20 protein-coding genes are annotated in these 22388 nt (G+C 63.3%); 12 read left to right on the plus strand and 8 right to left on the minus strand.

Features of this window, described 5'->3' with window-relative positions; translation table 11 throughout:
- The first annotated feature begins 5 nt into the window (after positions 1-5).
- The 5 genes from ilvD to IVB54_RS12965 all read left to right on the plus strand — a co-directional run bounded on the left by ilvD (position 6) and on the right by IVB54_RS12965 (position 5296).
- Positions 6-1700, plus strand: coding sequence for a dihydroxy-acid dehydratase (gene ilvD, locus IVB54_RS12945; protein ID WP_247452921.1), 1695 nt, complete (start codon positions 6-8; stop codon positions 1698-1700).
- Positions 1701-1820: 120 nt separating this feature from the next.
- Complete coding sequence (locus IVB54_RS12950; RefSeq protein WP_247452920.1) at positions 1821-2663, plus strand: ABC transporter ATP-binding protein; 843 nt, start codon at positions 1821-1823, stop codon at positions 2661-2663.
- The gene (locus IVB54_RS12955) at positions 2663-3448 is read left to right on the plus strand and encodes an ABC transporter permease (RefSeq protein WP_247452919.1); all 786 of its coding nucleotides are present in this window, start codon (positions 2663-2665) and stop codon (positions 3446-3448) included. The genes IVB54_RS12950 and IVB54_RS12955 overlap by 1 nt, the downstream gene beginning before the upstream one ends.
- Entirely contained in the window at positions 3445-4212 is a 768-nt protein-coding gene (locus IVB54_RS12960; protein ID WP_247452918.1) for an ABC transporter permease subunit, read from the plus strand. The genes IVB54_RS12955 and IVB54_RS12960 overlap by 4 nt, the downstream gene beginning before the upstream one ends.
- Positions 4213-4249: 37 nt before the next feature.
- On the plus strand, positions 4250-5296 hold the full coding sequence (locus tag IVB54_RS12965) for a peptidase M29 (protein WP_247452916.1): 1047 nt from the start codon (positions 4250-4252) through the stop codon (positions 5294-5296).
- Here the strand turns inward: IVB54_RS12965 and IVB54_RS12970 are convergent.
- Genes IVB54_RS12970 through IVB54_RS12990 form a run of 5 tightly spaced genes read right to left on the minus strand, consistent with a single transcriptional unit; the run spans position 5293 to position 10999 of the window.
- Entirely contained in the window at positions 5293-6285 is a 993-nt protein-coding gene (locus IVB54_RS12970; RefSeq protein WP_247452915.1) for a 3-hydroxybutyryl-CoA dehydrogenase, read from the minus strand. The two genes, IVB54_RS12965 and IVB54_RS12970, sit on opposite strands and share 4 nt — an antisense overlap.
- Before the next feature lie 3 nt (positions 6286-6288).
- Positions 6289-7377: an NAD/NADP-dependent octopine/nopaline dehydrogenase family protein gene (locus IVB54_RS12975; RefSeq protein WP_247452913.1), complete on the minus strand. Its 1089-nt coding sequence runs from the start codon at positions 7375-7377 to the stop codon at positions 6289-6291.
- Positions 7374-8897, minus strand: a complete 1524-nt coding sequence (locus tag IVB54_RS12980; RefSeq protein WP_247452911.1) for an AMP-binding protein — start codon at positions 8895-8897, stop codon at positions 7374-7376. The genes IVB54_RS12975 and IVB54_RS12980 overlap by 4 nt, the downstream gene beginning before the upstream one ends.
- Positions 8898-8899: 2 nt before the next feature.
- The gene (locus IVB54_RS12985) at positions 8900-10189 is read right to left on the minus strand and encodes an acyl-CoA dehydrogenase (protein WP_247452909.1); all 1290 of its coding nucleotides are present in this window, start codon (positions 10187-10189) and stop codon (positions 8900-8902) included.
- A 12-nt stretch (positions 10190-10201) separates the two neighbouring features.
- Positions 10202-10999, minus strand: coding sequence for an alpha/beta hydrolase (locus tag IVB54_RS12990; protein ID WP_247398460.1), 798 nt, complete (start codon positions 10997-10999; stop codon positions 10202-10204).
- Positions 11000-11213: 214 nt separating this feature from the next.
- Between IVB54_RS12990 and IVB54_RS12995 the strand changes: the two genes are divergently transcribed.
- The 4 genes from IVB54_RS12995 (at position 11214) to IVB54_RS13010 (ending at position 16607) form a co-directional block, all read left to right on the plus strand.
- Positions 11214-11975, plus strand: coding sequence for an SDR family oxidoreductase (locus IVB54_RS12995; protein WP_247375016.1), 762 nt, complete (start codon positions 11214-11216; stop codon positions 11973-11975).
- Between the two features lie 43 nt (positions 11976-12018).
- On the plus strand, positions 12019-12855 hold the full coding sequence (locus IVB54_RS13000; protein ID WP_247452905.1) for an enoyl-CoA hydratase family protein: 837 nt from the start codon (positions 12019-12021) through the stop codon (positions 12853-12855).
- A gap of 94 nt (positions 12856-12949) precedes the next feature.
- Positions 12950-15301, plus strand: a complete 2352-nt coding sequence (locus tag IVB54_RS13005; protein ID WP_247452898.1) for a bifunctional salicylyl-CoA 5-hydroxylase/oxidoreductase — start codon at positions 12950-12952, stop codon at positions 15299-15301.
- Positions 15302-15356: 55 nt separating this feature from the next.
- Entirely contained in the window at positions 15357-16607 is a 1251-nt protein-coding gene (locus tag IVB54_RS13010; RefSeq protein ID WP_247369609.1) for a flavin-dependent oxidoreductase, read from the plus strand.
- Positions 16608-16616: 9 nt separating this feature from the next.
- On the opposite strand, the gene IVB54_RS13015 is transcribed toward IVB54_RS13010, so the two are convergent.
- The gene (locus IVB54_RS13015; RefSeq protein WP_247452890.1) at positions 16617-17072 is read right to left on the minus strand and encodes a cupin domain-containing protein; all 456 of its coding nucleotides are present in this window, start codon (positions 17070-17072) and stop codon (positions 16617-16619) included.
- 29 nt (positions 17073-17101) lie between these two features.
- A complete protein-coding gene (locus IVB54_RS13020; RefSeq protein ID WP_247335202.1) occupies positions 17102-18277 on the minus strand; it encodes an ABC transporter substrate-binding protein in 1176 nt (391 codons plus the stop codon).
- Between the two features lie 250 nt (positions 18278-18527).
- On the opposite strand from IVB54_RS13020, the gene IVB54_RS13025 reads away from it, so the two are divergent.
- The 3 genes from IVB54_RS13025 to IVB54_RS13035 all read left to right on the plus strand — a co-directional run bounded on the left by IVB54_RS13025 (position 18528) and on the right by IVB54_RS13035 (position 21359).
- Positions 18528-19046 carry a MarR family transcriptional regulator gene (locus IVB54_RS13025; RefSeq protein WP_247777266.1) on the plus strand — a complete coding sequence of 173 codons (519 nt, stop codon included), beginning with the start codon at positions 18528-18530 and terminating at the stop codon, positions 19044-19046.
- A gap of 143 nt (positions 19047-19189) precedes the next feature.
- The gene (locus IVB54_RS13030; protein ID WP_247541602.1) at positions 19190-20881 is read left to right on the plus strand and encodes a benzoate-CoA ligase family protein; all 1692 of its coding nucleotides are present in this window, start codon (positions 19190-19192) and stop codon (positions 20879-20881) included.
- Between the two features lie 13 nt (positions 20882-20894).
- Positions 20895-21359 (plus strand): RidA family protein, encoded by a 465-nt coding sequence (locus IVB54_RS13035; protein WP_247335199.1) that lies wholly within the window; start codon positions 20895-20897, stop codon positions 21357-21359.
- 51 nt (positions 21360-21410) lie between these two features.
- Here the strand turns inward: IVB54_RS13035 and IVB54_RS13040 are convergent, their stop codons facing one another.
- Complete coding sequence (locus IVB54_RS13040; RefSeq protein WP_247452885.1) at positions 21411-22382, minus strand: CHAD domain-containing protein; 972 nt, start codon at positions 22380-22382, stop codon at positions 21411-21413.
- Between the last annotated feature and the right edge of the window lie 6 nt (positions 22383-22388).

A 22388-nucleotide genomic window follows, 5' to 3' on the forward strand; every position in this document is an offset into this window, starting at 1 on the left:
CACGTATGAAGAAGCTCCGATCTCGGATCACGACGGATGGTCTCGACCGGGCCCCGCACCGCGCATTCATGCGCGCGATGGGGCTCGACGACGCTGCGATTGCCAAGCCGATGGTCGGCGTCGTCAGCATGAAGGGGGAACAGACGCCCTGCAACATGACGCACGACTTTCAGGTCGCAGCGGCCAAGACGGGAATCGAGGAGGCCGGCGGCACGCCACGCGAGTTTTCGACCGTGTCGGTTTCGGACGGTATCAGCATGAATCACGAGGGGATGAAGTTCTCCCTTTTTTCGCGGGAGCTGATTGCCGACTCGATCGAAGCCGTCGTCCATGGTCTCGCCTACGATGCGCTGATCGGATACGGCGGATGCGACAAGACGCTTCCCGGCGTGATGATGGGCATGGTCCGCTGTAACGTGCCGGCTATTTTCATCTATGGCGGCAGCGCGCTACCGGGCCGCGTAGACGGGCGAACCCTCACCGTGCTCGACTCCTACGAGGCTGTCGGCAGCTTCATGACCGGAGAGATCGACGGCGCCACGCTCGAGCGGATCGAGCGGGCCTGCCTGCCGACCATCGGCGCGTGCGCCGGCCAATTCACTGCCAATACCATGGGGATGGTGTCGGAGGCGATGGGCCTCACCATTCCAAATGTGTCGATGGTGCCAGGTGTCTATGCCGAGCGCGCGCAGATATCCAGGCGGGCCGGTCGCCTCATCATGGAGATGCTGGAGCGCGGCGGACCGTTGCCGCGCGACGTCGTGACGCGGAAATCCCTGGAAAACGGTGCGGCGATCGTGGCTGCCACGGGCGGTTCGACCAATGCTGCGCTGCATCTGCCGGCGATCGCGAACGAGGCCGGCATCGCATTCACGATCGATGATGTCGGCGAGGTTTTTGCCAGGACGCCGCTGATCGGAAATCTGCGGCCGGGAGGCAAATATACGGCAAAGGATGTCTACGATATCGGCGGCGCTGCCGTGGTGATCCGGGAGCTGATCCAGAGCGGGCATATTGATGGCAGTTGCCTGTCGATCACGGGCCGTACACTTGCCGAAGAGTATGGCGCCGCCAACGCTCCTGACGGAGAGGTCGTTTACGCGGCTCGCGCGCCGATCATGCCAGATGGCGGTGTGGCCGTGCTGAAGGGAAACCTCTGTCCCGATGGTGCGGTGATCAAGGTCGCGGGCCTTAAGAACCAATTCTTTGAAGGCGTGGCGCGCGTTTTCGAAGACGAGGAGGCCTGCGTCGCGGCGGTTCGTGATCGCACCTATCAGGCGGGCGAGGTTCTCGTGATCCGCAATGAAGGGCCGGTGGGCGGTCCGGGCATGCGCGAGATGCTCGGCGTTACCGCGCTGATCTATGGCCAGGGCATGGGCGAGAAGGTGGCCCTGATCACGGATGGGCGGTTCTCCGGCGCCACCCGCGGAATGTGCATCGGCTATGTGTCTCCGGAGGCCTTCGTCGGCGGTCCGCTGGCGCTGGTACGCGATGGCGACAGGATCCGGATTGATGCCGCGAACCGGCGGATGGATATGCTGGTCGACGAGCAGGAACTCGCTGCTCGCCGGCACGATTGGAAGCCGCGTCCACCTCGTCACCGTGCCGGCGCGCTGGCGAAATATGCCCGATTGGTTGGCCAGGCACCGGGCGGGGCCGTGACGCATGAGGGGCCCGCAGAATGGCCCTGGTTCGGATGACGCGGCGAACCTGCCGGAAACAGCCACTGGTCTGGCAAGTTTCTTGCTAAGCTCGCGTCGCTGACGGAGGATGTTCAGTAAGCCTGTTGCGCAGGGGTCGCGCGAATGAAGTGAGACGAGATGAAGGTAGTGCCTTCGAGATCGAGCGAATGGGTGAGACCGGTGACGCCGCAAAAACCGGCTTCTGCAATCATCGAGATCGAGAACGTCTCGCAGGTATTTCAGACCTCGGCGGGCAAGGACCATGTGGCGCTATCGGACATCTCGCTGGCGATCGAGGAGGGAGCCTTCGTCTCCATCCTTGGTCCATCCGGCTGCGGCAAGTCGACATTGCTTTACGTCGTCGGCGGCTTCGTCAGCCCGACCAGCGGCTCAGCAAAGATCAGGGGACGGACGATCACGGGACCAGGGCCGGATCGCGGTCCGGTGTTCCAGGAGTTCGCGTTGTTTCCGTGGAAGACCGTGCTGGGCAATGTGATGTACGGCCCTCGCCAGCAGGGCGTGCGCACCACCGAGGCGGAAGCACAGAGCCGGGCTTTGATCGAAATGGTCGGGCTCAAGGGCTATGAGAACTTCTATCCCAAGGAACTGTCCGGCGGCATGAAGCAGCGCGTGGCATTGGCTCGAACGCTGGCTTACCATCCTGAGGTTCTGTTGATGGACGAGCCGTTTGGCGCACTCGATGCTCACACGCGAACGCGCCTGCAGAACGATCTGTTGAGTATCTGGGAGCGTGATCGCAAGACGGTGCTGTTCGTCACGCATTCTGTGGACGAAGCGGTTTTCCTCTCAGACAAGGTCGTGATGATGTCGAAGTCTCCCGGCCGCATCCGCGAGGTCATCGACATCGATCTGCCCCGGCCGCGCCGACGCCGCGAGCTGCTGCTCGACCCTCGCTACCAGAAATACGTTGTCGATATCGAGCGGATGTTCGACGAGGTCGAAGATACGGGATCGGCGTGATGACATCGCTGACGGCCCTTGCCAAGCGTGCCGCGCCGGTGTTTGCCTGCATCGGGCTTCTTGCGGCATGGCAGGTTGCGTCACTCGCGCTGAAGAACGACAGCTTCCCGACGGCGATCGAGGCAATCCGTGCAATCCCGGACATCCTCGGAGATAAGGAAGCGCTGATCAACATCCTGGCCTCGCTCCGCCGCATGGCGGTCGGGTTTGGCATAGCGGTATCGGTTTCGATCCCACTCGGCTTGTTGATGGGCCGCAGCCGGGCCGTCGCGGCTTTCTTCAATCCGCTCCTGATGGTGATCTACCCGGTGCCGAAGGCCGCCTTGATGCCGATCATCATGCTGTGGCTAGGCGTCGGTGACATCACGAAGACGCTGGTGATCTTCCTTGGCGTCAGCCTGCCCGTCATCTATCACAGCTTCGAGGGCGCCAGGGCGGTGGAAGAGAAGATGCTGTGGTCGGGCGCAGCGATGGGACTTTCGCCTGCGCAACGGCTGGTCCGGATCGTACTGCCGGCGGCGCTGCCGGAAATTCTGACCGGTTGCCGCACCGGACTCGTGCTGGCGCTGATCACGATGATTACCAGCGAGATGATCGCCCGTCAGTCCGGCGCCGGCAACATCCTGTTCAATGCACTCGACATGGGCCAATACGACACCGTCTTTGCCATGATCATCATCGTCGGCGCGATGGGAATTTACCTGGATGCGATCTTCGAGCGGGTCCGCGCAAGGCTGGTGCGCTGGTCTGAGCCTCAGTTCGACATGCCGCTGAGCTTCTCATGATGCCGCAGCTTCGCTCTACCAACGTCATCCTCGGGCTCGCGCCGATCGTGCTGGTGATCGCGCTGTGGCAAGGCCTCGTATCATTTGGCTTTGCGCCTGCGGTGTTGCTGCCGCCGCCGGGATACGTCTTCAGCAGGCTGCTTCAGCAACTCGTGACATGGTCGTTTCAGCAGGAGATCGCGGCGACCCTGATCCGGTTGTTTGCCGGCTTCGCGATTGCGGTCGTGCTCGGTGTCAGCATCGGCATCGCCGCCGCCGCCAGTCCGGCTATCAACGCCGTGGTCCGGCCGATCGTTCGCGTGCTCGCGCCGTTGCCCAAGGTCGCGCTCTATCCAGCATTGCTGCTGCTGCTCGGCTTCGGTCACGGATCGAAGATCACGCTGGTCGCGGCGGATGCACTCTTTCCCATTTTGCTCTCTACTTATTACGGCGCTTCAACGGTGGAGCAGAAGCTGATCTGGTCGGCCATGGCGGCGGGAACGCCGCGCTATGAGATTCTGTTCAAGGTGGTGCTGCCGGCAGCGATGCCGTCGATCCTGACCGGTTGCCGGATCGGCCTTGTCATTTCCTGCATCGTGGTGTTTCTGGCGGAGATGATCACGTCGAGCGACGGGCTCGGACATGTCCTCGTCACGGCGGCTCGGACCTTTCAGGCCGTCGATATGTTCGTGCCGCTGATCACGATCTCGCTGCTGGGCCTGATCCTCAATGGCCTGCTGGGGGCAGTGCGCGCGTATCTGCTGCGGGGTTTCCCCGAAGCATGAACTGACGAAGAAGAAACAGGAAGACCGGGAGTAGACCATGCTGGCTGATCGCATCGAGGCAAAATGGATCGACGCATTTTGCGAGATTTTTGAGCGATGCGCCGTCAAGGCCCGCGATACCGCGGCGATCCTCTCGGAAACCCAGTCACGTGCGTTGAATGTTCACCTGGCGGAGCTCGCGCTGCTGCGCATGGGCGCGCGACCGTTTCACGTGGTGATGCCGACCCCGCGTAACCGGAATATCGTTCCGGTTCGCTCGACAGGGGCGAGCGAGGCGATCCAGCGGCTTGGCCCGGTGATCACCGCGCTTCAACAGGCCGGCTTTGTTGTGGATTGCACCATCGAGGGCCTGATGCATGCGGTGGAGACACCCGAGATCCTGAAAGCCGGGGCGCGCATCCTGGTGATCTCCAACGAGCATCCCGAGGCGCTGGAACGTATGGTGCCGGATCCCGCACTCGAGAAGCGCGTTCGCGCGGCGGCGAAGATGCTGCGCGGGACCAAGCGGATGCGGGTGACTTCAAAGGCCGGCACGGCGCTCGACGTCGATATGGTCGGCGCGTCCACGGTCGGCGTGTGGGGGTGGACGGACAAGCCCGGTACGCTGGCGCATTGGCCTGGAGGCATCGTCGTCAGCTTCCCCAAGAGCGGAACGATCAATGGCACGCTGGTGATGGCGCCCGGCGACATCAACCTGACCTTCAAGCGTTACCTGACATCGCCGGTGAAGATGACACTGAAGGACGATTATGTTGTCGAACTGGAAGGCAAGGGCACTGATGCCGCAATGATGCGTGCCTATCTTGCCGCCTGGGGCGATCGGGAAGCCTATGCGGTCTCGCATGTCGGGTTCGGCATGAATCCGGGTGCGCGCTACGAGGCGCTGTCGATGTATGACCAGCGCGACACCAACGGCACCGAAATTCGTGCCGTCTCCGGCAACTTCCTGTTCTCGACCGGTGCCAACGAATTCGCCGGCCGCTACACGGCCGGCCATTTCGATCTGCCGATGATGGGGACGACGATTGAGCTCGATGGCGTCGCGGTGGTGCGTGACGGGGTGCTGCAGGACGTCTTCGGCTAGTTCCGATCGAGCACAGGCGGCCGCGCCAGATCGAAGTGACGGAGCAGGTCGACCATGGCCTGAAGCCGCTTTGTCCGGTAGGCGTCGACGTCCATGCCTGAATAATCCAGAAAGCCTGCGCCCGTGCGCAGGCCGATCCGGCCTTCGTGCATGTTGCGGCTAATGACGTCCGGTGCGCGATAGCGGTCACTGCCAAGTGCGCCCTCGAGATACCGGCTGGCGTAGTACAAAATGTCGCCGCCACCCCAGTCGATGAATTCGAGCAGCCCGAACACGGCGTAGCGGAAGCCGAAGCCGTAGCGGATCGCCTTATCGATCTCCTCGGCGCTGGCGACGCCTTCCTCGACCATGCGCGCGGCCTCATTCATCGCCAGCGCCTGAATGCGCGGGACGATGAAGCCGGGTGTCGCCGCGCAGACCACCGGCACCTTGCCGATGCCTTCGAGTAGCGCCTTGACCTCCTCGATGATGGCGGCGTCGGTGACCTTACCGGGCGAAACCTCCACCAGCGGGATCAGATAGGCCGGATTGAGCCAGTGCACATTGAGGAAGCGGCGAGGATTCACGATCGCGCCCGAGAGATCGTCGACAAGGATGGTCGACGTCGTTGATGCGATGATGGTATTGGGCCCGACTTGCTTTGAGGCGGCCCCCAGCACATTCCGCTTGAGCGCGACGACTTCGGGGACCCCTTCGAAGACTATTCCCGCATCGGACAGTGCCGCCGCGCTCTGGCTGCCCGGCACCACCGAGACCCGCGCGATCAGCGGATCGACGTCCGCCTCAGTCAGTAGCCCCAGCTTCGCCAGGCTGGCAAAGATCTTCCTGACTTCGCCGAGCGCATCTGCCTCCAGCCTGACGAAATCTTCCGCTGAACGGGCCTTGACGTCGATCATCGTGACCGTATGCCCCGCGTAGGCAAACGCGACGGCGATGCCGCGCCCCATGCGGCCGGCTCCGAGACAGGCGATGGTGGCTCGGCTGGCCATCGGTCAAAATCCCTTGCGAAGAAGCGTCTGCAAAGCGGCCTTGTCGAGATTGCCGAGCCCCAGCGTCTCGAGCGTCCGGCCGCCTTGCGCGAAATCCTCACCGCAGATTGCGCCGCCGATGGCCAGGAATGCCTTGGCCAGCGGCGTAGCCACGCCTGCCAGGCCGGCGACGGAGACCAGCAGCGACAGCCCAAGCCGCAAATCTTCTCTCATATAGCGGTGCTCGGTCAGTAGGATCCGCTCGCGCCAGTCGCCGGAATCGGTCAGCCGGTCATGCGAGCCGCGGCCATACATCCAGATCTCGCCTTCCCTGGCATAGTGATGGGCGAGCGGAAAATGCGGTGCGCCATATCCAAGCGCTTCGCGGACGGCGATCCGTTCGGCGTCGAGCGCGTCGGTGACCCGGCGGATCGCGGCTTGCGTTCCCTCCTTGTGAATGTCCCACTTTTCGAAATGCGCGATCGGGCCTGCATTCATCACGATCAGCGGCGGATGGATAATCGGGCCTGCGTTCATCAGCGCACCGGAGAGAGCATCTCCGCACGGCTCGATTGCGCCGGGGAAAGCCTGTCCAATCACCTCAAGTGCGCGCGGCGCCTGATCGAGCGGGAAAACGCCGACCGGCAGTCGCTTGGCGCGGATGGTGATCGCCACCTCGAAGGATCCGTGCTTGCGGGTCAGCCAGGGCAAGGTCCCGGTTTCGGCAAAGCACGCCTTGGCGTGGTTGCCGGAATCCCGCGCAGCCTGGGCGAAGATCATCGAGCCGAACGTGGCCGGCGGCAGAAACACGACCTGTCCATCCCGCAGATGTGGAGCAAGCAGGCGCGCGATATCAGGCTGCGCGAAGGCGGGGGCAGGGCACAGGATCAGCTCCGCGCCGTTGACGGCCTCGGCGATGCCGGTCGTCGCCAGCGCCAGTTTCACGTCGTGACGGCCGTTATGATCCTTCACCAGGACGCGCGAGCCGGCGGCGCGATGGGCTGCGACCTGACCCGCGTCGCGGCGCCAGAGCCGGACCTCATGTCCCGACAGAGCAAAATCGCCCGCGGCCGCGAAAGAGCCGTTTCCCCCGCCCAGAACCGCAATCTTCAAGATGCTTCTCCTTGCGCGCGCGATTGCGCATCAAGCTGCTTCAGCAGGAAATGCTGGACCTTGCCCAGCGCTGTGCGCGGCAGGTCCGTGACGAAAATGATGTCGCGCGGAACCTTGTAGCGGGCGAGCTGGGCCTGGAGATGCACTTTCAACGCGTCTGCTTCCAGTCGACCGCCGGACCGCGGGATCACGTAGGCGATGGGCACCTCGTCCCAACGTGGATCGGGCCGGGCGATCACGGCGCATTCGCTGACATCGGGATGTTCGAGCAGGACGCGTTCGACCTCCGCCGGATAGATGTTCTCGCCGCCGGAAATGATCATGTTCTTCTTGCGGTCGCGCACCCAGAAATAGCCGTCCGCGTCGCACAGGCCGATATCGCCGGTACGATACCAGCCGTCGTGCAGCGCATCGCGCGTGGCGTCCGCATTGCCCCAATATTCGAAGAACACGTTGGGGCCGCGCACCGCGATCTCGCCCGGTGCGCCCGCCGGCACCTCGTTGCCGGCCTGATCAATCACTTTCGCTTCGCAGCACAGGCCGGCAAGCCCGGTCGATCCCGCGCGCGAGAGATCGCCACCAAGCCGGGTGTAGACTGCAATGGGGCATGTTTCCGTCGAGCCATAGACCTGGAGCACCGGGACGCCACGCGCGACGAAACGGTCGATCAGATGCGGCGGCACGATGGTCGAGCCGGTCGCGACGGCTTTGAGTGATGAAAGGTCGGTCATGGTCCAGGCGGGATGCTCGCTTACGGCCTGGATGATCGCCGGCACCATCACGGTCAAGGTCGGCCGCTCCCGTTCGATGGCTGCAAGCGCGGTGACCGGCGTGAAGCGTGCGTGAACCGTGACCATCGCGCCCAGCTGGAGCGCCGCTGTGGTCTGGATGTTGAGGCCACCGACGTGGAAGAATGGCAGCAGTGTCAGCACATGGTCGTCAGACGTCATGTTGTGCATGTGTTGGCTCATGACGCCGTTCCACAACAACGCCTCCTGGCGCAGCACCGCGCCTTTCGGTCGTCCGGTCGTTCCCGATGTGTAGACAATGAGGAGCGGGCAGGAGAGATCGGTGTGCGGGTTGCGGCCGGTGCCCCGGCTCCGAGCCAACAAGTTTTCGAACGTCGTGCCGCGAGGCGGTTCGAAATCGAGCCCGACAATTGCAGTGCCCTCGAGTTCGGCAAGAATTCCCTCAAATGCCTGCTCGAGCACCAGGACCTTGGCGCCGGCATCATTGAGGATGAAAAGCTGCTCGGCGACAGCCAGACGCCAGTTCAGGGGCACCAGCATCGCGCCGAGCCGCGCGCAGGCATAGAGCAGAACCAGATAGTCCGGCCGGTTCAGACTGAGGATGGCAACGCGGTCGCCCCGGCCTACGCCAAGCTCCTGCTTCAATGTCGCGGCGGTCCGTTCGATCCGCGCAGCGAACGCTGCATAGCTCAACCGTTCGCCTTCGAAGGCAATGGCTGTCTTGTCTGGCGCGAACGCCGCGTTGCGATCGATCAGACTACAGAGGTCCACCGTCAGTCGTCCGTTTCGCCGGCCTCGTACAGTGCCTCGCGCCCGATCCGGTCGAGGCAGAGCTCGGCTGTCCAGGGCAGCATCAGCGAGCCGCAGCGGCTGTCGCGATAGATCCGCTCGAGCGGCAGCGAGCGGAGCATGGCCTGACCGCCGCAGGTGCGGATCGCGAGCGCGGCGAGCTCATTGGCACCCTCCATCACCGAATATTGCGCGGCATAGGCGCGCAGCACCTGCTCCTTGCTCGGGTTGGCGCGCGCCTCGGTGACCGCCTGGAACCAGATTGCCTTGATCTGCTCGAGCTTGATCTGCATCTGCGCGACCGCAATCTGCTTGGTCGGATACATCCTGCGCTTGACAGGCGGCATGCCCGGTACTTCGCCGCGCAGATATCGCACGGTGAAGTCATAGGCGGTTTGAGCAAGGCCCATATAGGTCGGCGACAGCGTCAGGAACATGTGCGGCCAGCGCATCGCGGCCTGGAAATAGACACCCCGCGGCATCAGCGCCGAATCTGCCGGCACGAAGACATCCTTGAACAGCAGCGTGCGCGAGACCGTTCCGCGCATGCCGAGCGGATCCCAGTCGCCGACGACCGAAACGCCTTCCGATTTTGAAGGAATGGCGAGGTAAAGCGTATTGCGGCGCGAAGCCTTTTCGCCTTCCTCGATCTCGGTGCAGAGAACACCGTAATAGTCGGCATGGCCGGAGAGCGATGCAAAGATCTTCTTGCCGTTGACGACCCAGCCGCGCTCGACCGGCCTTGCTTCCGTGCCGAAAGCGACGCCGCCTGCCGCTGCCGCACCGCCCTCCGAGAACGGCTGCGAATAGATCGCGCCGTCCTCGATGATGCGCTTGTAGTGGACTGCACGCCGCCGCTCGTGCTCGGCGCGGGTCTCTGCATCCATGTCGAGATCGTCGGCGAGTGGGCCCGACCACAGCGTCGAACAGACATGCATGTTCCATGTGAGCGCAGTCGCGCCGCAATAGCGGCCGATTTCGGCTGCCGCGAGGGCGTAGGTTTGATAATTCGCTCCGAGGCCGCCATGCTTCTTGGGCACGGCAATACCGAGCAGGCCGACGCGATGCAGGTCGCGATAATTCTCGGACGGGAAAATCGCCTCGCGATCGTAAGTCGCGGCGCGGTCGGCGAACACGCTCTGGCCGATCTCGCGCGCCCGGGCGATGATGCCGGCCTGCTCGTCGCTCAGTCGGAATGCGACGGGATCGAAGATCGGTGCATCCAGCGCGACCTTGTCACTCGCGCCGATGGTCTTGCTGACTTGCATGGTCATGGCGCAGTCATCCTACGTGTTGATCGCGACGGAGTTCAGGAACCGGCCGAGGGCCTCGTCAAAGGCATCGGGGCGCTCAAGGTTTGCAAGATGGCCGACACCGGCCAACTCGACATACTCGGCAGATGGAATGTAGGTCGCCGTCTTCGCCATCATTGGGGCTGGTGCGTTGTTGTCCTTAGAGCCGGACAGCAGCAGCGTCGGGATGGAAATGTCCTTGAGGGTGCTGCGTTGGTCGAAGCCAATCAACGCCAGCATCATGGCGCGATAGCTCGCCTCGGGCACGCTTGCCATGCACTCGCGTGCAAGCTCCATTCCCCTGGGATCAGGATCGTCGCCCACCAGTTCCTTCACCAGAGAGGGCGCCAGCGACTTCATCGTTTCGCCGCGATCGAGCGGCCCCAGCCGTGCGGCGATAAACGATGTCTGCCAACCGCCGTCGGCCTTGCCGAAGGCGGGGCTGGTCTGCGCCAGCACGACCGCGCGCGCCGGTTTCGCGGATTGCACCAGCCATTGCTGAACGATCATGCCGCCGATGGAATGCCCGACCAGAATTGGCTTGCTCGCACCAAGCTGCTCGATGAATCGCTGAAGCGCATCCGCCAGGGCAGCGATGCTGACGCTGGAGAGCGGCGCCGATCCGCCATAGCCCGGCATGTCCCATGCAATCGCGTGGAAGCGGTCGCCGAATGTGGCAAGCTGCTGCCGCCAGGCCCGTGCCGCACCCCCGATGCCATGCAGGAAAATCAGAGGTGTCCCGCCCGGATCGCCCGCTGCTTCATAGGCGAAGCGGCCGTCCTTTGTTATCATTGGCGCAGGCTGCGACACGCGACATCCTTTTGTCCGGCCCTTCGATGCTAACAGGCCTGTGAGGGATGGGAAGAGATAATTTTATACTTAAAGCAATTTTCGGGCCGGGGTCCGGCGTGCGGCTGTTTGCGGCCGAGTCGAGCTTTGTTTGCAAAAGTTTGAAGGTTAAAATATATCGAGAGAGCGATTAGCTGAATGCAAGGAAGGCCAGCGCATGTCCGGATTACCGCATTCGCCGCACGCGCTGGTGACCGGTGGCGGTCGCGGCATTGGTCGCGCCATCGCAGCAGCGCTCGTCGAGGCCGGTGCAACGGTGACCGTCCTTGGGCGGAACGCTGCGACGCTTGAAGAGGCTGTCAGCGCAGGGGCAGCGCATTTTGCGGCCGTCGCCGACGTCTCGGACGAAACCTCATTGAAAACGGCCATCGCTGACGCGAGCGCGCGGAAGCCGATCGATATTCTGATCGCCAACGCGGGAAGCGCCGAGTCTGCGCCGTTCTCCAAATCCGACAGCGCCCTGTTCGCGCGCATGATGGATGTCAATTTCATGGGCGTGGTCCATGCTGTCAGCGCTGTGCTGCCCGGGATGAAGGACCGTCCCTATGGTCGTATCGTCGCGATCGCGTCCACGGCGGGGCTCAAGGGATACGCCTATGTCAGTGCTTACACCGCGGCCAAGCACGCTGTGGTCGGTCTCGTGCGGTCTCTCGCTCTCGAGATGGCCGGCAGCAACGTGACCGTCAACGCGGTGTGTCCCGGTTTCACCGACACCGATCTCGTCGCCGGCAGCATCGAGAACATCATGAAAAAGACGGGGCGGAGCCGCGAGCAGGCCATTGCTGAGCTCGCGAAACATAATCCGCAAGGGCGATTGATCTCTCCTCGGGAGGTCGCGGATGCCGTGCTCTGGCTGTGCGGCGAGGGCGCCGGCGCAATCACCGGGCAGGCAATCGCTGTTGCCGGTGGTGAGATTTAGCGCGCATGGCAAAGGCGCGGAGCAAGGAAGTCAAGGAGATCGTATGAGCAGACCAGCCAATCCCGTGACCTTACCGCTTGCGGACTATTCGCCGCAGCACTTCCTGCTGGCCGTCGTCGATGGTGTTGCAACCGTGACGCTCAATCGTCCGGAACGAAAGAATCCGTTGACCTTCGAGAGCTATCGCGAACTGACCGATTTCTTTCGCGCCTGCGCGTTCGACGATGCGGTCAAGTCCATCGTCATGACCGGCGCTGGCGCCAATTTCTCGTCCGGCGGCGATGTGTTCGAGATCATCGGTCCGCTCGTGAAGATGGACACCAAGGGGCTGACGGCGTTTACGCGGATGACCGGCGACCTCGTCAAGGCGATGCGGGCCTGCCCGCAGCCGATCGTTGCCGCGGTTGAAGGCATCTGTGCCGGCGCGGGCGCGATCATCGCCATGGCGTCGGACATGCGGCTTGCGGCGAGCGGGGCCAAGGTAGCATTCCTCTTCAACAAGGTCGGCCTTGCCGGTTGTGACATGGGCGCCTGCGCGATCCTGCCGCGGATCATCGGACAGTCCCGCGCTTCCGAGTTGCTCTACACCGGCCGGTTCATGACCGCGGAGGAGGGCGAGCGCTGGGGCTTCTTCAGCCGCCTCGTCACCCCGGAGCAGGTGCTGCCCCAGGCACAAGTGCTCGCCAAGCAAATCGCGGAGGGACCGACCTTCGCCAACACCATGACCAAGCGGATGCTGGCCATGGAATGGGCGATGTCGGTGGAGGAGGCGATCGAGGCGGAGGCTATTGCTCAGGCGCTGTGCATGACGACGGCCGATTTCGAACGGGCCTTCGAGGCCTTTGCCAACAAGGTCAAGCCGGTCTTCAGGGGCGACTAAGCCGGGCTTTGCCGGCAGCCTGCCGCAATGGGGACTTGCGCGCAATTAGTTTAGGCTTAAAATAGTTTCGGCGGGTTGAATTGGCGAGGCTCCCATGAAAGTCGCGATCATCGGTGGCGGACCTGCGGGTCTCTACGCTGCAATCCTGCTCAAGAAGCAGCGACCGAGCGCCGAGATCGCGGTATACGAGCGCAACCGCGCCGACGACACCTTCGGCTTCGGCGTGGTGTTCTCGGACGCCACGCTCGATAATTTCGAGAAGCACGACCTTCCGAGCTATCGCCGCATCACCCAGGAATTCGCCTACTGGGACGACATCGCAGTGCACTTCCGCGGAACGGTCCATCGGGTCGGCGGCAACGGCTTTTGTGGCTGCTCGCGGCAGAAGCTGCTCCTGATCCTCCAGGCGCGCGCGCGCGAACTGGGCGTCGTCCTGAATTTCGAAGCGGACGTCGAAGACGAATCCCGCTTCGCCGACGCCGATCTCATCCTGGTCGCGGACGGCATCAACAGCCGCTTCCGTGACAAATACGTCGATCATTTCGCGCCGGAAGTCGACCTGCGTGCCAACAAGTTCGCCTGGATGGGCTCGACCAGGCCGCTGGATGCCTTCACCTTCATCTTCCAGGAGACGGAGTGGGGGCCGTTCATCGCCCATGCCTATCAATATGAAGCCGGCCACTCGACCTGGATTTTCGAGACCGATCCGGAGACGTTCGAACGCGCCGGGCTGACAGGGCTGAACGAGACCCAGTCGGCTACGCGAATGGCGGAGATTTTCGGCTGGTTCCTCGACGGTCACCAACTGCTCACCAACCGCTCGACGTGGCGCAACTTTCCGATGATCCGCAGCAAGCGCTGGGTCAAGGACAACATGGTTCTGCTCGGCGACGCCAAGGCGAGCGCGCATTTCTCGATTGGCTCAGGCACCAAGCTCGCAATGGAAGACGCGATCGCGCTGGCCGAGGCGATGGACAAGGCGCCCAGCATCAAGGCGGCGCTGGACGTCTATGAGCACGGGCGGCGCGAGGAGGTCGAGAAGACGCAGCACGCCGCCGACGTTTCGCTGGTCTGGTTCGAGCATGTCGACCGCTTCTGGGATTTCGATCCGGTGCAGTTCGCCTTCGGCGTGATGACGCGCTCGAAGGCGATCACCTATGACAATCTGAAACTCCGCGCTCCCGACTTCGTGGCCGAGGTCGAAAGATCGTTTGCCAAGCGTGTTCGTGACAGCGGTTTCGACGTCGACACCGAGAAGCCGATGGTGCCGCTGTTCCAGCCATTCCGGCTGCGCGAGATGGAGATAGCCAATCGCGCCGTGGTGTCGCCGATGTGCATGTATTCGGCGAAAGAGGGCGTGCCGACCGATTTCCACCTGGTGCATTACGGATCGCGTGCGATCGGTGGCGCCGGTCTGATCTTCACGGAGATGACCTGCGTTGCCCGCGACGCCCGCATCACGCCCGGCTGCACAGGACTGTGGAATGACGAGCAGGAGGCATCCTGGCGGCGCATTGTTGATTTCGTCCATGCCAATTCAGCCGCAAAAATCTGCCTGCAACTGGGGCACGCCGGGCGCAAGGGTGCGACCAGGCTGATGTGGGACGGCATGGATCGTCCGCTCGAGGAGGGTGGCTGGGAGGTGTTTTCGGCATCGCCGCTGCCCTATTTCCCCGACAGTCAGGTTCCGCGCGAGCTCGATCGGGCCGGCATGAACGTAGTGAGAGATGCTTTCGTCGCGGCGGCCGAGCGCGGCGAACGCTGCGGCTTCGACATGCTCGAATTGCACTGCGCCCACGGCTATCTGCTTGCGAGCTTCATCTCGCCGCTGACGAACACCCGCACGGATGAGTATGGCGGCTCGCTCGCCAATCGTTTGCGCTTTCCGCTCGAAATCTTCGAGGCGCTGCGGGCCGTGTGGCCGTCGCACAAGCCAATGTCGGTGCGCATTTCCGCGACCGACTGGGCCGAGGGTGGCATCGGCGGCGACGACGCGGTGGCGATCGCGCGCGCCTTTGCCGAAGCCGGCGTCGATCTCGTCGACGTCTCGACCGGGCAGACCGTGCGCGATGCGCAGCCGATCTATGGCCGCATGTTCCAGACCCCGTTCTCCGACCAGGTCCGCAATGAGGCGCGCGTGGCCACGATGTGCGTCGGCAATATCACGACGGCGGACCAGGCCAACACCATCCTGGCTGCGGGCCGGGCGGACCTCGTTGCGCTCGGGCGGCCGCATCTAGTCGATCCCTTCTTCACCATGCGGGCGGCGGCTTGGTACGGGGCGGACGACGCGTTCTGCCCGCCGCAATATCTTCCCGGAAAAGATCAGATTTTCCGCAACAGCGTGCGCGACCGGCAGGATCTCGAGGAGCTGAGAATTAAGGCTAAGCCCAAGACCCGGGCCGAGCTCAAGGCGGAGGCGACAAAGCCGCTTGCGGCGGAGTGACCGCCCGTGCGAATTTGGCCGCGTTGCCTGGTGTGTACCGAGTGGAGTGAGGGCGATGAAGGCGATTATCGTCGGTGGCGGTATCGGTGGTCTCACCACCGCATTGATGCTGCGCTCGCGGGGCCTCGCTTGCGAGATCTTCGAGCAGTCCGACACCATCCGCGAGCTTGGCGTCGGCATCAACACGCTGCCGCATGCCATGCGCGAGCTGGCAGGCCTCGGTTTGCTCCAGCAGCTTGACGATGTCGCGATCCGCACCGACCAGCTCTATTACCTCAACCGTCACGGCCAGGAAGTCTGGCGCGAGGCCCGCGGCATCGACGCCGGCCACGATGTGCCGCAATTCTCGATCCACCGCGGTCGCCTTCAGGGCGTCATCCATCGGGCTGTCGAGGAGCGGCTCGGGCCGGAGGCCATCCACACCGGCTGCCGCCTCGGTGCCTTCACGCAGGACGAGAGCGGCGTCACCGCGTACTTCTTCGACCGCTCAGGCGCGCACATCCATACCGCGCGCGGCGACATCCTGATTGGTGCCGACGGCATCCATTCGCGGGTCCGCGACACGCTGTTCCCGAGCGAGGGGCCGCCGTGCTGGAACGGTCTGATGCTGTGGCGCGGTGCGCGGGATTGGCCGCTATTCCTTACCGGCAAGTCGATGATCGTCGCCGGTGGCCTCAACGCCAAGGTGGTGATCTATCCCATTGCGGAGGGATCGAGTCCGGCGAGCCGCCTCACCAACTGGGCGGTGCTGGTGAAGGTGGGCGAGGGCAATGCCCCGCCGCCACGCAAGGAAGACTGGTCGCGGCCGGGCCGTCGCGAGGAGCTGATGCCGCATGTGGCGCGCTTCTCGGTGCCTTACGTCGACGTGAAGAGCCTGATTTCGGCCACGCCCGAGTTCTACGAATATCCGACCTGCGACCGCGATCCGTTGCCCTATTGGTCGTCGGGCAGAGTCACGCTGCTCGGCGATGCCGCGCATCCGATGTATCCGGTTGGCTCCAACGGCGCTTCGCAGGCCATCCTCGACGCGCGCTGCCTCGCTGACGCGCTGGTGCGCGCCGAGCATCCGCGCCAGGCATTACTTGAATACGAAAAGAAGCGCCTGCCGATGACCGCGGATATCGTCCGCTCCAATAGGCGTGGCGGTCCCGAAGGCGTCATCGACGCCGTCGAGCAGCTCGCGCCTGATGGTTTCGACAATGTCGACAACGTGCTGAGCTATTCCCAGCGCGAGGCGATCGTGCGCGGCTATGCCACCAAGGCCGGCTTCGCCGCAGTGCCGGGACTTGCGGCGGTGCGGGCTTAAGATGCCCTGCTAGCCGCCGGGAGGTGGCGGCAGGAAGTGGATGTTGAACTCGGCGGCCATCGCCACCACGTCCTCGGGCTTCTGTTCCTTCATGTTGTGGAGGCCCCAGAACAGGTCGAACAGCTTGCGGGTCGGTGACACCCAGAACAGCACCTTCGCGGTCTGCTCCGATTTGTTGAAGATGCCGTGCGGCACACCCATGCCGAGCCGGATCAGGTCGCCCGCGGTCGCCTGCGCCTCGGAATTGCCGAGCATGAAATCGAGCTTGCCCTCCAGCATGTAGAGATATTCATCCTGGTCGGGATGAATGTGTGGCGGCACGAACGTACCCGGCGGCAGCGTCGCATGCCAGGAGAAGCTGTGCTCCGTGTTGCTCTTCGGCACATAGGTCTGGCCAAGAATGTTCCAGGAGATGCCCTGGATTCCCTCATTGGCCCGTGTAATGCCGGTGATTTCGCTCTTCATTGTGATCCTCCCTCAACGAGACGTGCGGCTTAGTTCGCCGCCTTGCAGTCCTTGGCGTAGCGGTCGCCGTAATTCTCGAAGACTTTCTGAACGATCTCGGTCTGGAACTTGCCGTCCGCGCGCTTGGCGACCTTGGTCAGATAGAAATCCTGGATCGGATAACCATTGGTGTTGAACTTGAAGGCGCCGCGCAACGAGGTGAAGTCGGCCTTTTTCAGCGCGGCCGCGACCGCGTCCTTGTTCGAGAGGTCGCCCTTCACGGCTTTGACGGCGCTGTCGATCAGCATCGCGGCATCATACGCCTGGAAGGCGTAGGTGCCGGGCACGCCGTTATAGGCGGCCTCGTAGGCGGCGACGAACTTCTTGTTCTGGGGATTGTCGAGATTGGGCGCCCAGTTCGCGCCGCCGAACATGCCGACCGCCGCGTCCTGTTGCGCCGGCAAGGTCGATTCATCCACCGTGAAAGCCGAGAGCACCGGAATGCTGTCGGCGAGGCCGGCCTGCTTGTATTGCTTGACGAGATTGACGCCGAGACCGCCGGGCATGAACGTGAAGAGCGCATCCGGTTTCTGCGATGAAATCTTGGAAAGCTCCGGCTGGAAGTCCAGCGTGTTGAGCGGCATGTAGGATTCCTCGACGATCTCACCCTTGTAGTCGAGCTTGAAGCCGGCGACCGAGTCCTTGCCGGCCTGATAATTCGGCACCATCAGATACATGCGCTTGTAGCCGCGATCCTGCGCGACCTTGCCGAGGATTTCGTGCACCTGATCGTTCTGGTACGAGGTCACGTAGAAGAACGGGTTGCAATCCTTGCCGGCAAAAGTGGATGGGCCGGCATTGGGGCTGATCAGGAAGGTTTTCGATTCCGTCACCGGCCGGTGGATCGCCTGAAGGATGTTGGAGAAGATCGGGCCGACCACGAAGTCGACCTTGTCGCGCTCCAGCAGACCCTTGACCTTGGTGACCGCAGCGTCCGGCTTCAATTCGTCGTCGACCACGACGACCTCGACTTCGCGACCGCCCATCTTGCCGCCGAGATCCTTGACCCCGAGCGCAAAACCGTCGCGAACCTGTTGGCCAAGTGCAGCGGCGGGTCCCGACAGGGTCACGATCACACCCAGCTTGATTTTTTCCTGGGCGAGGGAAGGGCTCACCGCGGTGCCAAGCAGCAAGGCCGCTGCGGCCAACGTCATTTGCGTCTTCATGATCTGTCCCCCGTGATAACAGGACTTGCGCTGCAAGCCGCTACTTCAATCCAAGTTTATGCCGATGATTGCTGCCGCGGCAAGCGAGCTCAAAGTGTCGTCATCCGGCGGGCAGCGGTGCATGCAAGTGGCGCGCCAATTATTTGAAGCCTAAAGAAATCGGCATGCGGTCGATTGTTGCGGCTTTACGCTTGCAGCCGGCGTCGATTTATTTGAAGCTCAAAACGTGGGGGATCCGTGCCGGGCGCCAATGCCGGCCGTGAGTGACTGCATCAACATGCTCGATTCCGAGACCAAGGCCGTCGAAACTCCGGAGGATCACGCCGAAGAGCTTCGGCTGTGGCTACGCCTCTTGACCTGCACGACCCTGATCGAGGGCGAGGTTCGTGGCCGGTTGCGGCAGCGCTTCGACGTCACATTGCCCCGTTTCGACCTGATGGCGCAGCTCGACAAGGCACCCGACGGCATGACGCTGTCCGACGTCTCCAAGCGCATGATGGTCTCGAACGGCAACGTCACCGGTCTGGTCGAGCGCCTCGTGGAATCCGGTCATCTCGACCGCCGCACGTCGGAGACGGACCGCCGCGTCCAGGTGATCCGGCTGACTAAACTCGGTCGCGCCGAGTTTCGCAGAATGGCCGCGGAACACGAAACTTGGATCGCCGATCTCTTCGCCGATCTGACGCCGAAGGATGTGCGCGAATTGATGCGGCTGCTCGCCAAGACCAAGGCATCGGCGCAGAAATCGGCCGCTCGCCGCCCGATTTAGGTCCGCGGCTGAGGCACCCACCAATCCCGTTTGCCGCCGGAAAAAGCACGGGATGCCCAAAATCCGCTATTGCGCGAAATTGCTTTAAGCCTAAAATGTTTCCGAGTGCTGCCAGGTGCTTTCCATGCTGAAAGGAGCGTGCGATGGCCAACGCCGCCAAGGTTCAAATCTCGGGCTCGCATGGCGACAATGCCGCGACAGCCCATGTCGATGCGTTCGCGCGGCAGCATCTTCCGCCACGCGAGCTCTGGCCGGAATTCATCTTCACACGACCGGAACTGCAATATCCGCCCCGCCTGAACTGCGTCAGCTATTTCCTAGACCGCTGGGTCGAGCAGGGACATGGCGACGCTGCCTGCGTGATCAGCCCCGCCGTCAGCTACACCTATCGTGAGCTGCAAACGCTCGTGAACCGCATCGCCAATGTGCTGGTCGGCAAGCTTGGTCTCGTCACCGGCGGGCGCGTGCTGCTTCGCTCGGCCAACAATCCGATGATGGTCGCGACCTATCTGGCGGTGATCAAGGCCGGAGGCATCGTCGTGGCGACGATGCCGCTCTTGCGCGCCAAGGAGCTGTCCTATCCGATCCAGAAGGCGGAGATCACGCTCGCGCTCTGCGATGGCAAGCTCGCCGAGGAAATGGAGAAGGCGAAAGCCGCAGCCCCAGGCCTCAAGCGCGTGGTCTATTGGGGCAACGGCAGCGGCGACTCGCTCGAGGCGCTGATGGGGGATGCAAGCCCGGAGTTCAAAGCCGTCGATACTGCATCCGACGACGTCTGCCTGATCGCGTTCACGTCGGGCACGACCGGCGATCCCAAGGGCACCATGCATTTCCACCGTGACATGCTGGCGGTCTGCGATGGTTATGCGCGCAACATCCTGCGGGCGGAGCAGAAGGATCGCTTCGTCGGCTCGGCACCGCTCGCCTTCACGTTCGGCTTCGGCGGCGTGCTGTTTCCGATGCACATCGGCGCCTCCTTTGTCGTTCTGGAGAAGACGGCGCCCGACGACATTCTGAATGCGATCGAGCAGTACAAGACCACGGTCTGCTTCACCGCGCCGACCGCGTACCGGGCGATGATTGGCAAGCTTCCGGGCCGCGATATTTCCTCGCTTCGCAAATGCGTGTCCGCCGGCGAGACGCTGCCCAAGCCGACATTCGATGCCTGGCTAAAGGCGACCGGCATCAAGCTGATGGACGGCATCGGCTCGACCGAGCTGCTGCACATCTTCATCAGCGCGACCGAGGACGAGATCCGCCCCGGTGCGACGGGCAAGCCGGTGCCGGGGTATGAAGCGAAGATCGTCGACGATTCCGGCAATGATTTGCCGCCGGGCACGATGGGACGGCTCGCGGTCCGCGGGCCGACCGGATGCCGCTATCTCGCCGACGAGCGGCAACGCAAATACGTCCAGAACGGCTGGAACATCACGGGCGACACCTATCTGATGGATAGCGACGGCTATTTCTGGTATCAGTCGCGCTCGGACGACATGATCGTGTCGGCCGGCTACAACATCGCAGGCACGGACGTCGAGGCGGCGCTGCTCACGCATCCCTCGGTCGTCGAATGCGGGGTCGTCGGCGCGCCAGACGAGGCGCGCGGCATGATCGTGAAGGCCTATGTCGTTGCCGCGCCGGGCGTAACGCCGGATGCCGAGCTCGTGGCTGCGTTGCAGGAGCATGTCAAACGCGAGATCGCGCCCTACAAATATCCGCGCGCGATCGAGTTCGTGACGCAGCTACCGAAGACCGAGACCGGCAAACTAAAGCGCTTTGCCCTGCGGCAACTGGCGCAGACCGCGCTGCCGTCCTCCGGCGTCGCGGCGGAATGAGAAGGATAGAAAATTGTCAGTGACCACGCCGAAAGGCCCGCACCTCGCGGTGCTGCCGACAACAGCCGAGGATAAAACCCGCTCCAGGGCGCAGGTGCTCCAGCCGTCCGGTTGGCCGGTACCGAAAGGCTATGCCAACGGCATGGCCGCCGAGGGACGCATCGTCGTCACTGGCGGCGTCATCGGCTGGGATGACGAGGAGCGTCTCGCGGAGGGTTTTGTCGCGCAAGTGCGCCAAACCCTAGGCAACATCGCGGCGATCCTCGCGGAGGCCGGCGCGCAGCCAGAGCATCTGGTGCGCCTGACCTGGTACGTCGTCGACATGGACGAGTACCTGACGAACCTGAAAGAGCTCGGCAAGGCCTACCGCGCCATCTTCGGCGCGCACTACCCGGCGATGGCGCTGGTTCAGGTCGTCCGGCTCGTCGAGAAGGCGGCGCGCGTCGAAATCGAAGCCACCGCCGTCATTCCGCGCTGAACCGACGGCTTGTCCAGCTCGCCTTTTTTAGGTTCGCCTTGGCGAGATCACCTAGTCCTCAGGCTCCGCATCCGGCGCAAGATCGGCGGAGCGGAACGGCTTGGCCTTGTCGAGTTTCCGGTAGGCGCGCGAGGCGGTCCGCAACAGTTTCTTTTCGCGCTTGCGGTTGCGGAAGCGAATGCCCGCCTCGGGGACGGCCTCGTTCAATGACGCCGCCAAGGTTTGCCCTCGCGCATCGTCATTCAATCGCCCGAGGGACTTTTGCGCCTTGCGCAATTGCTTGAGGATCGACTGTTGCTTTGTCAGCGACTCGTCTGCGAACAGGTCCTCGAGCGACTCGATCGAATAGGTCAGCCGCTTGTTGAGAAGCCGCAGCTTGTGCCGTTTCTCGACGTCGAGCTCGCGCAATTTTCGCGCTTGCTTGAGCAGCGTCTTTTCCCATTCCGTGAGTTTCGCTGTTGCGTGGTCGGCGAGCGTGCAGCGGCGTAGCCTGATAGCTTCCTTGCTGCGCCGGGTCGACCAGGGGCCGCTCTCGATCCAGGCTGACGTCTGCGCGACGAGATGGCGATACCGCGCGGATTGCAGCGCGCGCGCCAACTGGCGATGGCTCTCGGCGCGCTTCTCGTCCCAGTGCTGGAGCTCGGCAATCACGGTCAACTCGCCGCCACTTTCGGCGATGACCCGCTCGATCGCCACGTCGAGGTCCCGCACCATGCCGAGCTGGCTATTCAGCCATTTCAGTTCGGTCCAGACCTCCGGGCGAAGGGCGTCATCGACCATCGGCGAGAAGAAGCGGATGGCGGTGCGCAGATGCGTCAGTGCAATCCGGATCTGGTGCAGTGCCTCGGGATCGCCGCGGCAAGTGCCGTCATGCTGGGCGCGAACGGCGGCGAGGTGACGGCGGGCGACGATCCGGAACGCCGTGTCGCAGACCATGCCCGGGCTGAGGCGGCCGGGCAGGTCATTGCGCCTCGCAGCAGGCTTGACGCGCGAGGCCGTCGAACTCGTGCTGGGTCGCGCCATTTGCAG

Origin of the sequence: Bradyrhizobium sp. CW1 (genome assembly GCF_023100665.1) — a bacterium.
Taxonomy (GTDB): Bacteria; Pseudomonadota; Alphaproteobacteria; order Rhizobiales; family Xanthobacteraceae; genus Bradyrhizobium; species Bradyrhizobium canariense_D.

Excerpts from the sequence above, each read along its gene's own strand:
- ilvD (WP_247452921.1), top strand. The coding sequence starts at position 6 with ATGAAGAAGCTCCGATCTCGGATCACGACGGATGGTCTCGACCGGGCC.
- IVB54_RS12950 (WP_247452920.1), top strand. The coding sequence starts at position 1,821 with ATGAAGGTAGTGCCTTCGAGATCGAGCGAATGGGTGAGACCGGTGACG.
- IVB54_RS12955 (WP_247452919.1), top strand. The coding sequence starts at position 2,663 with ATGACATCGCTGACGGCCCTTGCCAAGCGTGCCGCGCCGGTGTTTGCC.
- IVB54_RS12960 (WP_247452918.1), top strand. The coding sequence starts at position 3,445 with ATGATGCCGCAGCTTCGCTCTACCAACGTCATCCTCGGGCTCGCGCCG.
- IVB54_RS12965 (WP_247452916.1), top strand. The coding sequence starts at position 4,250 with ATGCTGGCTGATCGCATCGAGGCAAAATGGATCGACGCATTTTGCGAG.
- IVB54_RS12970 (WP_247452915.1), bottom strand. The coding sequence starts at position 6,285 with ATGGCCAGCCGAGCCACCATCGCCTGTCTCGGAGCCGGCCGCATGGGG.
- IVB54_RS12985 (WP_247452909.1), bottom strand. The coding sequence starts at position 10,189 with ATGACCATGCAAGTCAGCAAGACCATCGGCGCGAGTGACAAGGTCGCG.
- IVB54_RS12990 (WP_247398460.1), bottom strand. The coding sequence starts at position 10,999 with ATGATAACAAAGGACGGCCGCTTCGCCTATGAAGCAGCGGGCGATCCG.
- IVB54_RS12995 (WP_247375016.1), top strand. The coding sequence starts at position 11,214 with ATGTCCGGATTACCGCATTCGCCGCACGCGCTGGTGACCGGTGGCGGT.
- IVB54_RS13000 (WP_247452905.1), top strand. The coding sequence starts at position 12,019 with ATGAGCAGACCAGCCAATCCCGTGACCTTACCGCTTGCGGACTATTCG.
- IVB54_RS13005 (WP_247452898.1), top strand. The coding sequence starts at position 12,950 with ATGAAAGTCGCGATCATCGGTGGCGGACCTGCGGGTCTCTACGCTGCA.
- IVB54_RS13010 (WP_247369609.1), top strand. The coding sequence starts at position 15,357 with ATGAAGGCGATTATCGTCGGTGGCGGTATCGGTGGTCTCACCACCGCA.
- IVB54_RS13015 (WP_247452890.1), bottom strand. The coding sequence starts at position 17,072 with ATGAAGAGCGAAATCACCGGCATTACACGGGCCAATGAGGGAATCCAG.
- IVB54_RS13020 (WP_247335202.1), bottom strand. The coding sequence starts at position 18,277 with ATGAAGACGCAAATGACGTTGGCCGCAGCGGCCTTGCTGCTTGGCACC.
- IVB54_RS13025 (WP_247777266.1), top strand. The coding sequence starts at position 18,528 with ATGCCGGCCGTGAGTGACTGCATCAACATGCTCGATTCCGAGACCAAG.
- IVB54_RS13030 (WP_247541602.1), top strand. The coding sequence starts at position 19,190 with ATGGCCAACGCCGCCAAGGTTCAAATCTCGGGCTCGCATGGCGACAAT.
- IVB54_RS13040 (WP_247452885.1), bottom strand. The coding sequence starts at position 22,382 with ATGGCGCGACCCAGCACGAGTTCGACGGCCTCGCGCGTCAAGCCTGCT.